Annotated in this window: 8 protein-coding genes; 7 read left to right on the plus strand and 1 reads right to left on the minus strand. The window is 35.8% G+C overall.

The genetic code is table 11. The annotated features are described in order from the left end of the window. Positions 1 to 3: 3 nt before the first annotated feature. Complete coding sequence (locus DFQ03_RS04555) at positions 4 to 1179, minus strand: VWA domain-containing protein (RefSeq protein WP_133671812.1); 1176 nt, start codon at positions 1177 to 1179, stop codon at positions 4 to 6. Between the two features lie 202 nt (positions 1180 to 1381). Between DFQ03_RS04555 and DFQ03_RS04560 the strand changes: the two genes are divergently transcribed. From DFQ03_RS04560 to DFQ03_RS04590, 7 genes are all read left to right on the plus strand, one after another. Then, the gene (locus DFQ03_RS04560; protein WP_133671814.1) at positions 1382 to 3586 is read left to right on the plus strand and encodes a histidine kinase; all 2205 of its coding nucleotides are present in this window, start codon (positions 1382 to 1384) and stop codon (positions 3584 to 3586) included. After that, entirely contained in the window at positions 3583 to 4314 is a 732-nt protein-coding gene (locus tag DFQ03_RS04565; RefSeq protein WP_133671815.1) for a LytR/AlgR family response regulator transcription factor, read from the plus strand. The genes DFQ03_RS04560 and DFQ03_RS04565 overlap by 4 nt, the downstream gene beginning before the upstream one ends. Positions 4315 to 4324: 10 nt before the next feature. Continuing rightward, the gene (locus DFQ03_RS04570) at positions 4325 to 4834 is read left to right on the plus strand and encodes a gamma carbonic anhydrase family protein (protein ID WP_133671817.1); all 510 of its coding nucleotides are present in this window, start codon (positions 4325 to 4327) and stop codon (positions 4832 to 4834) included. A 76-nt stretch (positions 4835 to 4910) separates the two neighbouring features. After that, entirely contained in the window at positions 4911 to 5798 is an 888-nt protein-coding gene (gene fabD / locus DFQ03_RS04575) for an ACP S-malonyltransferase (RefSeq protein ID WP_133671819.1), read from the plus strand. A gap of 158 nt (positions 5799 to 5956) precedes the next feature. Next, entirely contained in the window at positions 5957 to 10402 is a 4446-nt protein-coding gene (locus DFQ03_RS04580) for a Calx-beta domain-containing protein (RefSeq protein ID WP_166637430.1), read from the plus strand. Positions 10403 to 10410: 8 nt separating this feature from the next. Continuing rightward, positions 10411 to 11391, plus strand: coding sequence for a PorP/SprF family type IX secretion system membrane protein (locus tag DFQ03_RS04585; RefSeq protein WP_133671823.1), 981 nt, complete (start codon positions 10411 to 10413; stop codon positions 11389 to 11391). An 11-nt stretch (positions 11392 to 11402) separates the two neighbouring features. Then, positions 11403 to 13313, plus strand: a complete 1911-nt coding sequence (locus DFQ03_RS04590) for an OmpA family protein (protein ID WP_133671825.1) — start codon at positions 11403 to 11405, stop codon at positions 13311 to 13313. Positions 13314 to 13330: the final 17 nt, after the last annotated feature.

Consider the following 13330-nt stretch of genomic DNA (forward strand, 5'->3'; position numbering starts at 1 on the left):
TTATTATTCCCAACTGTAATTTTTAGTCTTGGCCTGTTTTTTTATGGCTTTTATCATAGCATTTTCAAGGTCTCCTGATTTATCATCTTTTTGATGTTCAGAAATATAGGCTAGTCGTTTCTTATTGTATTCTTGTATCTCCTTTTGAATTTCTTCTCTTTCATTCTTTTTTGATTCAACGAAAGTTTTTATCTCTTTTTCATTTTTGCCTTGTAGTTCTTCTGGTAACTCGTCGTTTTCCACAGAACTTATTTCGAATTCGACATCATCGTAGGCATCGACCAAATCCCACTTTTTATTATTGTATAACCTTGAACTTTTGCTAACTGCTCTTTTAACAGCAACGGCTTCTTGCATTTCTAAGGCATTACTGTCTTGTACTTCTTGCGCTATAATCTTTGATTTGCCCATAGACCCATAAGAAACGTATGTGTTATTCAATCTTGAATTCAGTTTAATAATGATATCATCATAAGGTGTATTAATATGTACTACTTTCTTATTATGATCTATTGCCATGTACTCGCCACCAGTTAACGAAGCTCCATTCTTCCAATTGGTGTTTACCCCTAGGTCATAGTTTCCGCAGAAAATAGTATTTACCACTACGTCTTTTTCATTGGCATTCGTAAGTGCTGTTCTGTAATTATATCTTCCTTGGTCAAAAGGTTCATTGCCAGCAATAAAAATCATACGTAATAAATCAGGATTCTTATTCCACGGTAATTGGTGTAAAGAGGTCTGTAAAACCTTACCACAATATTCTTCGCCACCATTGGTAGTTAAAGAAAATAGCTTTTCTGAAATCTCATCTAAATCGCTACTAAATCCTAATACTTGTTGAATGTATCCTTCATTGGCAGAAAGGTTGTCATTTCCATATTGATATAAGGCTATTTGTAAACTAGGTCTGGTATCATTACCGCATTTGGCATAACTAAACTCGTTTACAATATCCCAAAGTTGAGATTTTGCTTGATTTATTAATCCGTCCATACTATTACTAGTATCCAATAATAAGGCTATTTGAACAATATTAGCTTCTTTGTGTTTGTCAGGTTCTATTGCTTGTGCAATTAGTTCAATTGGCTTTTTCTTTTCATTAATATTACATGCATATACTGTTGACAGTGTTAGTAATGATATGCCTATTGATCCCAGTTGTTTAAATGTTTTCATCGTTTCCGTTTTAAATTCAGGACCAAACTAAGGGCAAACTATTTCTTGTAATAGGGATAATGAGGGAACTGTGCGTTTCACTTAGTAAAGAGGTATACAGAGTTTGTAAACGTATATATTGATAGGTTGAAAATAGCTTTTATGAATATTTGTCATTTTTTAGTACCACAATATTCAGCTAAGTTTACCGTAGTTATATCAGATGAAAAATTTTAGTACCTACATATTAATTTGTTTTCTTTTGGGATGGAGCGTACTTCATTCTCAATCTCAAAACGATGCCCTAAAATTTACTTTAGAGGGTAGGGTAGAAGTTAGAAATACCGGAAGACCAATCTCGGGTGTATCTATATCCAATGATATGGGAGATTATGTAATTACTAACGGACTAGGAGAATTTGAGATTAGAACTAGAATTGGTGATCAGCTTGTTATTCAACATGATGATATTGAAACCTTAAGGTACGATGTACAGAAGAATGATGATGTGTTGATATTAGTTGAAGATTTTGAATCTTCTGCAATTAGTAGCAGATCAAAATCATTACCAGATATCTCGGTTAAACACCAGCAATTATTAAACTCGGCAGAAGAATATAAAGGCCAAGATATTGAAAGAAGTATTGATTTGGTTGCGCAGTCGATCGCAATTTTAGGTAAGCGGGGGCGAAAGAAAGAGTTGGCGAGATCGTTATCTAAGCTTGGTGAAATCTATCAATATCATAAACAACTAGATCTTGCTATTGATAATTATGAAGATGCTTTAGAAAATAACAAGACCATTTCCACTTCTTTGCTTTTAGCTAAGGCATATAATTTAACAGATAGATTTGATGAGAGCTTGGCATTATTAAATCCGTTATTGGATATTAAGTCTATGCCGCCAAACCAAAGTGTAGTGCTTTATGAATTGCTAGGCGATGCTAAAAAAGGAAATGGTAGAACACAAGAAGCTTTAGACTTGTATAATAGAGGATTGTTGATTGCCGACAAGAATCAGATTACATCAAAGATGATCGATCTAAATTCTAAAATCGGCGATACCTATTCTTTGGGAAATCAGAATATGGAGGCTGAAGCTTATTATGATAGTTCATTAGAACTTGCAACTCAATCTGCACCCAAAAGAGCTTTGCAAGAAAAAGAAAAGGTAGCAGATTTCTACAATACAAAAAGTCGATTCAATGAAGAAATCAATATGCGTAAAAGTAGTCTTCAAGAATTAAAAAAGCTTAATTCGCCAAATGCCGGAGTTAAGAAATTAGAACTTGGCGATACAATAACATCTCAGCGTATAAATTATAAAATTGCAAATGCCTACATCTCTCAAGATAAGTATAACGAAGCTATTCCGTTCTTAGAGAAAAGTATAGTTGAGGCAGATTCAGATGATGATTTGGTAGTACAAAAAGATGCTACCAGAAAACTGTCCGAAGTATATAAAGTAAAGGGAGATTTTACAAAAGCTTTAGATACATATCAAACTTATGTAGCATTAGTAGATTCTTTATATGTACGTAAAGAACAAGAGATTTCAAGGGCAACCCGTTTTAATAGGGAGATTTCAAGTGCACAAAATAGACTTACTGGTTTAGAGCAAGAACGAGAACTGTCTCAGAGTAAATATGATTTAGCACTTACTGAGCAAGCACTGGTTAAAGAAAGTAATAAGCGCCAACAACTGATCATTTATTCTCTCATATTCGGACTACTATTAACCCTTCTGGCAGCTTTTTTCTTTTACCGTAGTAATCAGCAACAAAAATTGGCAAATAATTTATTGGCGTTGAAATCGTTACGATCGCAGATGAACCCGCATTTTATATTCAATGCGTTGAATTCGGTAAATAACTTCATTTCTAAAAGTGATGAACGTAGCGCTAATAGATATCTAAGTGATTTTTCAAAGTTAATGCGCTCTGTACTTGAAAATTCTGAGGAAGATTTTATTCCGTTAGAAAAAGAATTACAGCAGTTAGAACTTTATATAAAATTAGAACATTCTCGTTTTGAAGATAAGTTCGATTACCAAATAAATGTTGATGAGAATGTTCAGGTGTCCAAGTTTCAGATTCCGCCCATGTTACTGCAGCCTTATATAGAAAATGCCATTTGGCACGGTCTACGTTATAGGGATGAAAAAGGGGAGCTATTGATCAACATAAAGGAGAATACTGCAGATTCTATAATTATATCTATTACAGATAATGGTATTGGAAGAAAGAAATCTGCCGAGATCAAAACCCAAAACCAACGCAGACAAAAATCTAAGGGTATGGGTATCATAAAAAAACGAGTGGCAATTTTAAACGATATGTATACCGATAAGGTAGATATTAAAATTTCAGACTTACAGTCAGACGGTACAGGAACTAAAGTCCTATTCATTTTAAAAAGAGAAAAATGAGCTTAAACGCAATTTTAGTAGAAGATGAGGCAAATAGTAGGGAGATTCTAAGAAATTATATTGCTAAATATTGCCCCAGTATAAATTTATTAGGGGAGGCTTCATCAATTAAAGAGGCTTTAGTATTGATTGAAAACAATCATCTGGACTTAGTATTTTTAGATGTGGAGATGCCTTTTGGTAATGCGTTTGATCTGCTAGATCAATTACCAGATAGAACATTTGAGACTGTTTTTGTCACTGCATATGACCATTATGCTAAAGATGCCTTGAACAACCATGCCGCATATTATTTAACTAAACCCATTAATATAGATGAGTTGGTAAATGCCGTAGATTATGTGGAAGGTGTTAGAGAAAAAGAAGCAAGTTTAGAAGGAGAGGTGCTAAGCACAAAATCTAACGGAGTAGAAGGGAAGTTAACATTGCCCCAGCAAGACGGGTTTCAGGTTTTGAATATTGCCGAAATATTGTATTGCAAGGCAGATGATAATTATACGGAGATTTACTTGTTGAACAAGAAGATATTGGTAAGTAAAACATTGAAGTATTTTGAGGATGCTTTAACTGATTATCCTTTTGCACGTGTACATAAATCTTTTTTAGTGAACGTAAACGAGGTTGTAAAGTATCGAAAAGGAAAGGGCGGTAGCGTGGTTATGTCCAACGGAAAAGAAGTGATGGTCTCTGCATCAAAGAAGAAAGATTTTCTATCCTATTTTAATTAAAAGAATTACAATGATAAAAGCTGTTAGAGGTAAAGAACCAATTATAGGTAATGATTGCTTTATTGCTGAAAATGCAACTATAGTAGGTGAAGTAAGTATGGGTCAGCAATGTAGTGTGTGGTTTAATGCAGTACTACGTGGCGATGTACATTTTATAAAAATGGGCGATAAGGTTAATGTACAAGATGGAGCCGTAATTCATTGTACGTATTTAAAGTCTCCTACTACAATTGGTAATAATGTATCTATAGGGCATAATGCTATTGTACATGGATGTACGATACATGATAATGTTTTAGTAGGTATGGGAAGTATTATAATGGATGATTGCGTTGTTGAAAGTAATAGTATTATAGCAGCCGGAGCAGTTCTTACAAAAGGGACTCATGTGCCATCTGGAAGTATTTTTGCAGGTATGCCAGCAAAGAAGATAAAAGATATTAGTCCTGAATTAAGTTCTGGAGAAATCAATAGAATTGCTGAAGCGTATACCATGTATTCCGGTTGGTTTAAGGAATAAAGGTTGACTCAAAAAGTCAATTGCCTGTTGCAATCTATCTAAATTATGTACTTTTGAGCCACCAAAACTAAAAGTTATGAACGCGTATGTTTTTCCTGGGCAAGGTGCTCAATTTGTTGGAATGGGTTTAGATTTATATGAGAAATACCCAATTGCAAAGGAGTTGTTTTTAAAGGCAAATGAAATATTAGGCTTTGAGATTACAGAGGTAATGTTCAGAGGTACCGCCGAAGGTTTAAAAGAGACCAAGGTTACCCAACCTGCAATATTCCTACATTCGGTTATACTAAGCAAGGTAATGGGAGATACTTTTAAGCCAGATATGGTTGCTGGTCATTCTTTAGGTGAGTTTTCTGCATTGGTGGCGAATAATACCTTAAGTTTTGAAGACGGATTAAAATTGGTTTCTCAACGAGCTTTGGCAATGCAGAAAGCATGTGAGTTAAAGCCGTCGACAATGGCTGCCGTTTTAGGTTTGGAAGATGCCGTGGTAGAAAAAGTTTGTGAAGAAATATCAGGTATTGTGGTAGCTGCAAATTATAACTGTCCTGGTCAATTGGTAATTTCCGGTGAAGTATCGGCAGTAGAAGAAGCTTGTGAAAAATTAAAAGAAGCAGGAGCCAGACGTGCTTTGATGCTTCCTGTGGGTGGAGCTTTCCACTCACCTCTAATGGAACCTGCTAGAGAAGAGTTAGCTGCGGCAATAGCAAATACTACTTTCTCGACACCTAGTTGCCCGATCTATCAGAATGTGCCGACAACTGCAGTGAATAGTGCAGAGGAGATTAAAAAGAATCTAATGCTGCAATTGACAGCTCCTGTAAAATGGACTCAGAGTGTACAGCAAATGGTAAAAGATGGAGCTACGGTTTTTACTGAAATAGGTCCGGGTAAGGTATTACAAGGATTGGTAAGAAAAATTGAACCTAGCGTTACTACCCAAGCCCCAGAGCTAACAGAGTAACCATTGTTTCCTTAATATTACCATTTAACCTATAAATCTTTTTTTCAACTGTTTCTGAGCGGTTTACCTTGATTTTTTTGTAATATTGAGACCCTTATTTTTGGTTGTGGATTTAGAAAATCCTCCAGCCTTACTTGTTGGGAATGATAAAGAATGCTATGAAAATAAGTATACATAATAATTTTTTAACTCCTCATATTAGCAGGAGTTTAAAGAAATCCCTTTTTGTTTTTGGATTCCTTTTTTTAGGTGCTTTTTCGCAGATTGTTTCTGCTCAGTTTGTTAGTCTAAATGTTTTAGATTCTGATGCTGGTGAGTTGGGAGGAAATCCTGGGTCTTTTAGGGTTAGTTTGTCAAGTACAAGGCTTGTTGATACTGAAATTGAGGTATTAGTAGATCAATCTGTGTCCACGGCAACTGCAGGAACTTCCGCAGCAAATGGAGATCGCTCCTCAATAAATGGAGCGATAGTGATTCCTGCTAATACATTAAGTTTTATTATTAGCGTGTCAGTTTTTGATGATAATTTGGTTGAGGGTAATGAAATAATAAAGCTTGATTTAATTTCTACTTCTGGTACTACTACAATAAATCCGTTCTCAAATACTGCAACTTTGGTTATTTTAGATGATGATTTCGCCAATTTAAGTATTAATGATGTTGTTGCCGATGAAGGCGATGGTTTGGTTTTTACGATATCCTCAGATGAGTCCGTAGCATATGATTATAACGTTCAAGTCGATTTTTCTGGAGGAGATGCAACAGGCGGTGGAAATGGAATTAATCATCCTCAAGATTATAATAGTAACTCTCAAACTATTACTTTTCCGGAAGGTTCTACTTCGCAAACTTTTTCAGTGCCAACGGGCAATGATAATGTTATAGAGGATGATGAGACGTTCGGAGCTCAAATAGTGAGTGCCACTAACGAGAATGTTAATGTGGGAGCTGCGTCAAAAGGAACTATTGTCAATGATGATTTTCCAGGTGTAAACGTAAGCGCTATTAATGGTGATACAGGTGAAGATGGTTCGACAGCCACTTTTAATGTTACTTTAGATTCGCAGCCAACCGCAGCTGTTTCTGTTCTTTTGTCAAGTAATAATACAGATGAAGGTACTGTACCTACTTCGGTGACAATTCCTATAGCAGATTGGGATACTGGTACTCTTGTAACCGTTACTGGTGTTGATGATGCCATTGTTGATGGTGATATTTCATATTCGATTATTACGGGGAATGTTACCTCTGCCGATACTAATTATAATGCCTTAGTAGGTGGTGATGTTGCAAATGTACCTGTAGTAAATATTGATAATGATATCATATTTGTTACTTCAGTGGTTTCTTCCATAGCTACAGCCAATGAAAGCCCTGTATCTAATGGTGTTTTTACAATAAGTTTAGATGAAAATAATACAACTGGTGCACCAGTTGTCGTAAATTATAATATTACTGGTACTGCGACATCTGGCTCGGATTTTACAGCTTTAGGTGGTTCGGTTTCAATACCAAACAATGCAGATTCAGGGATTGTTAACGTCGTTCCGATCAATGATACCGATATAGAGGCTAATGAAAGCGTAATATTAACTCTTACGAACGGTTCGGGTTATACTGTAGGAACACCAAACAATGCTACAGTGTTTATAGTAAGTGAAGACAATTACGTTGCACAAATCACAGCTTCAGATGATACTGCTGCCGAGAGTAATGGAGCGGTTTCCCCGGGTGAGATTACCATTGGTTTAAGTGCTCCGAATAATACCGGTGGTACTATAACCATTAATTATATAATTAGTGGAACTGCAGCTAATGGTACGGACTATACTGCCATTAATGCCAATGCAGTTAATATACCAAATGGTCAACAAGAGGTTGAAATTGACATTTTACCAATAAATGATGCAATTCAAGAAGGTACTGAAACCGTAATATTGACTTTGACTACAGGTGCTGGTTATATTTTGGGAGCTGCAGCTACCAGAACAGCTACAGTTGAAATTGACGATAATGATCAGGCAACATTAACTATTTCAGATGTATCTTTAAATGAAGATGATCCAGCAGGTGAAATGGAATTTGATGTTGTTCTTGATTTAGCTGTTGTTGGTGGTACAACAGTAACTTATTCCTTTTTTGATGATACGGCTACAGGTGGAGGTACAGATTATACGGGTACTAATGGTTCGCTGGTTTTTGCAGGTACAGCAAACGAAATCCAAACAATTACAGTACCTATTATTAATGACGCTGTTCTAGAAAATACAGAAGCATTTACGGTTCAACTTGGTTTGCCAACCAATAATGTACAAAGAGCCGGTGGGGGTACGGCTATAGGTACCATTCAAGATGATGATAATTGTGTTGCTGCTCCAACACTTGATACAACAGTTTCAAATATCTATTGTGTAGAGACAGCTGGCGATGATTTTTCTGCAAACTTATTCGATTATACAAATAGCGCAGCTCCTGCCGGAACAGTTTTAACTTGGAGTAGGGTTTCTAATCCTTTAAATACGAATTCGCACTTAACAGTTGCTGAAGCTCAAGATGTAGGTTTACCCGCTTCTTATTATGGTTTTTTCTATGATGAAGCCAATGATTGTGCTAGTGGTACTATAGAAGTTCAAATAGTCCGAAATGTGCTACCACAATTAGCTGTAATCAATGATAACGAGCGTTGTGGTCCTGGTACTTTATTATTAAGTGTTGAGCCAACTGATGGTGCTTCTGTAAATTGGTATGATTCTTTGGATGCGGTTACCCCAATTGCAATGGGTGAAACATTTACAACTCCTTCTTTGAACGCAACGGCAACCTATTATGTTGAGGCTAACGAAAACGGATGTACCACAGAAAGACAGCCTGTTATTGCAAGAATAGGGGCTCAAGCCTCTACTGGCACGGCAACAAACGGTTCTATTTGTAATGTAGCTGCGAACGGACTTACAACGATAGATTTAGATACGAGGCTTGCAGATGCTGACCCCGGAGTGTGGATTTTTGTTTCAGGTCCTGAAACCAGTGTGGATATTAGTTCTACCAATGTGGTGGAATTTGAAGGAGCTACTTCGGGTGCTTATGTTTTTAGCTACACTACCACTAATTCAACAGCACCTTGTGAAAATCCAACAGTTGAAATCACTATTAATGTGAGCGACTGTGAAACCGATGATGATAATGACGGACTTCTAGGTGGTCAAGAAGTAGTTCTTGGTACAGATTCTAATGATCCTGATACTGATGGTGATGGTATTGAAGATGGAGTGGAAGTTGGTGATGATATCAATAATCCTTTAGATGAGGATGGAGACGGAATTATTGATGCACTAGATTCGAATACTGCAGATACAGATAATGACGGGGTGAATGATCAAGAAGATCCAGCAAATAATAACCCTTGTATTCCTAACCGTTTCAACGGTAGTTGCGACACAGATGGTGACGGGGTTTCAGATTTAGACGAACAAACGAACGGTTCTGATCCTGATGATCCTTGTGATCCTGTAGCAACGCCAAATTGCGATGATCCAATTGATTTGGAAGTACTGAAATCTGTTGATAATATAGATGCTTTAATTGGCGATACCATTATATTTAAAATTTTAGTCACCAACTTATCAGACAGAACTACAAGAGCTATTGTTATTGGGGATATTTTAGAATTAGGTTTTGATTTTGTTTCTTCCGATGCTCCAGACGCTACCGATTATGATGAGGTATCGGGCAACTGGACCATTTCAGAACTTGCCGCAGGTATTTCTTTGGAATTATCTATTACAGTTATAGTAGCAGCACAAGGTCCATATACAAACACTGCCGTACTACTAGAATCTATACCTTCAGATAATAATCCTGAGAATGATGAAGCAACTGTAGAATTGAATACGGAAGCTCCAGAAGGCGTTGATCTTATGATTGAGAAAGAAGCTCGTCCAGACACAGCTTTGGTAGGAGATGAGGTAGAGTTTATTATTCGCGTTACTAATATTTCTGAATCTGACGTGGTTACAGACATTATTGTTAATGATTTGATATCGATTGAAAACGGATTTGAATTTGTTTCTGCGGAGTCAGATTTTAATGGTACTTATGAAGAAGATTCTGGTAATTGGAATATTCCTACTTTAAATAGGGAAGAGACCGCTACGTTAGTAATTAGAGCTAGAGTTCCTGCAGTTGGTACGTATACTAATACTGCAAATATTGTAAGGTCTACACCAAGAGATGGCAATACCGAAAACAATGAAGCTACTGTTGAAGTTGAAGTAATTCAGAAAAGCCCTGCATACCCAGGATTCCTTTTTAATCAATTCTCACCAAACGGTAATAATCAGAATGAAGTTCTTCGTATTAATAGAACTATGACAGATCCAAATACCGGTACACAGGTAGAAGTTAATTTACAATACAAAATAAAAATATACGATCGTTACGGAAACCTTGTTTTTGAAACTGAAAAAGTAAATGATAGTGATGTTTGGGATGGTACCTATGAAGGTAAAGAATCGCCAAAGGGAACTTATTTTTATATCATGAATTATAGTGTTAATAATCAACCTGCAGTTTTGGATAAGGGTTGGATACAGCTTATTAGATAAAATAAATTATGGATTATAACTTTTATAAATCGAGTTATACTATTGCTTTAGTACTATTTTCTCTGTTAAGCTTTAATGCATTTTCACAGAAAGAACCTCAGTATACGCAGTACATGTATAATATCGGTAGTTTTAACCCGGCTTATGTTGGTACGGTAGAGAACCCTGAGTTTTCTGGGTTATACAGAGCCCAATGGATAGATATTCCCGGTGCGCCTAGAACGTTTCGTTTTGGCGCCAATCTCCCTTTTCAGAATGATAAAGTTGGGTTAGGTATTAATATCGTTAATGATGAATTAGGACCTGCAACACAGACTTACGCCGATATTTCATACTCCTATCAAATAATGGTTACCGATGAGACGAAATTGTCTTTTGGTATTGATGCCGGTGGTTCTTTTTTAAATGTTGATTTTTCTAAAGGAACTTTTGAGAACCCAGGTGAAAACCTTAGTGATGAAATGCTAACTAAATTTTACCCAACGGTTGGTGCCGGTGCTTTCTTATATTCAGAAGATTGGTACTTAGGTGCTTCGGTGCCAAATTTTTTAACCGAAGGTGTGTATAATGACGAGATAGCATCTGTAGTAGAAGATAAGATTCAATTTAATTTTATAGGTGGTTACGTTTTTGAACTTTCAGACAATCTAAAATTTAAACCTGCATTTTTGGTGAATACCATTTCTGGTTCACCTGTCAATGTTAACTTATCCAGTAACTTCTTAATTTCTGATGTGGTTACTGCAGGTGTTTCGTATCGCTTAGATAATGCATTTAGTGGTCTAGCAGGTTTTCAGATATCCAATCAGTTGTTTGCTGGGTATTCTTATGATTACAATACAAACTTACTTGGCGAATTTAATAATGGATCTCATGAGATCATACTTAAATTCTATTTGGGTAGAAAAGGAGCTTCGAAATCTAAAGGTAGTAGTGATAAGAATGCAAAAGGTAAACCTAAACAAGTAGATTCGCCTAGATTCTTTTAAAGTGAACGAAAATGAGATTTAAATTAATCATAGTATTACTAGTTTTTGTGCCATTTTTAGGTACTGCTCAAGACAAGAAGTCTAAAGCCGATAACCTTTTTTATGGCTATCAATACGAAAAAGCAATAGCAGCTTATAAGAGTGAGATGCAAAAAGATTCATTAACTAATCATCAGTTGCTGAACCTTGCAGATTCATATTTTAGTACGGGCAGTTATGATAGTGCATCTGAGCTTTATTTAAAGGTAAATAAGAATGATACTATTATGTCTGTTAATAGGTTTAATAAAATGCTGCAGAGCCTTTCTAAAAACTCAGAAAGAGATAGAGTGAAAATGTTTTTAAAGTCAAAAGCAGACAAATTATCTCCTGAACTTTTAGAAAATGCAGAGTTTAACTATAGTTTATTAGAAATTCCGGGAAATACAGATAACAGTGCAATACGTAATTTGGGAGTGAATAGTGCGCAAGGAGATTTTTCACCTGCATTCTATAAGAACGGAGTACTTTTTAGTAGTAGTAGAGGTCGAAATAGTAAAAATGTATATGAGCCAACAGGCGAATCTTATCTAGATATCTATTTTGCAAGATTAAGTTCAAACAAGAACTTGGTAGATGTTGAAACTTTTAAGGAAATTCCGGCGACGGACTTTCATAAATCTACACCATATTATTCTGAAAAACTTGAAACGTTTTTTTATATTCTTTCTAATGAAGAAGATGGTGAACTAAGGTATAATGAGAATGGGAAGAATGCATTGGCAATAGGTACACTTACAAAAAATAATAGGTTTAGATTTATATTAAAAGATTTAAGCACTTCATTTTACTATCCATTTTTTGATGATCCTACTGAACGATTATATTTTGCCGCAAATTTTGATGATAGCTATGGCGGTACAGATTTGTATTATGTGTATACTAATAACGGACAGATAATGTCTGCACCAATTAATTTAGGACCTAGAATAAATTCTCCAGGTAATGAGATTGCCCCCTACGTTTTTGATGGTAGTTTATATTTCTCTTCGGATATTTTCTATGGTCTTGGAGGTATGGATATTTACAAATCTAATATGTTGCCTAATGATTCCTATACCATACCGGTAAACCTTGGTGAGGGAATTAATTCAACTTCAGATGATTTCGGATTCATAATACAGAATGTTGAAAACACAGGATTATCAGGATTTTTTGCCTCTAATAGGGCAGGTGGAAAAGGCGGAGATGACCTTTATGGTTTTGAGCTTAAAAATGCACCTGGCTTAAAAACTTTTGCCTTGGGTGGTAAAGTAGTTAACCTTAGAAATAAAGTTGGTTTAAAAGGAGCTCAGGTGAGATTATTAAATCAGCAAGGCGATGTTTTAAAAGAGGTTGTTGCTGGTAATGATGGTAGTTTTAGAATAGAAGTGCCTTGGATGTCTCAAGTGACCATACAGGCTATGAGCGATGGCTATTCAATTTTCTCTACCACGTATTCTGAAGAAGGTATGGAAGAAATTCAAAACACGTCTTATAACATGGGACTTGCAAGAATGGAAGACTTAGTAACTCAGCGAGAAGATAAGACGGTATTAAAACTAGATAAGTTTTATTTCGATAAAGGCAAATCAGTATTAAACGCTCAAGTAGAAGAGCAGCTTAAGAAAGTTGTAGATGCTGTGGTACGTTTTCCGCAAATGAGATTAAGAATACAATCGCATACAGATACTAGAGGTAGTTCATCGTCAAACAAAAGATTGTCACAAGAAAGAGCTGATGTAATTAAAAGTTATCTTTTAAGTAACGGGTTGAATTCAAGTAACATTATTGAGGCAACTGGTTATGGAGAAGAAAATATTGTAAACAATTGCGTTAATGGAGCCTACTGTTTAGATTTTCTTCATAAACAGAATGAACGTACATTGTTCGTAGTAGAATAACCATGAATTATTTCTAA

This window comes from Maribacter caenipelagi (assembly GCF_004364175.1).
Classification (GTDB): Bacteria; Bacteroidota; Bacteroidia; order Flavobacteriales; family Flavobacteriaceae; genus Maribacter; species Maribacter caenipelagi.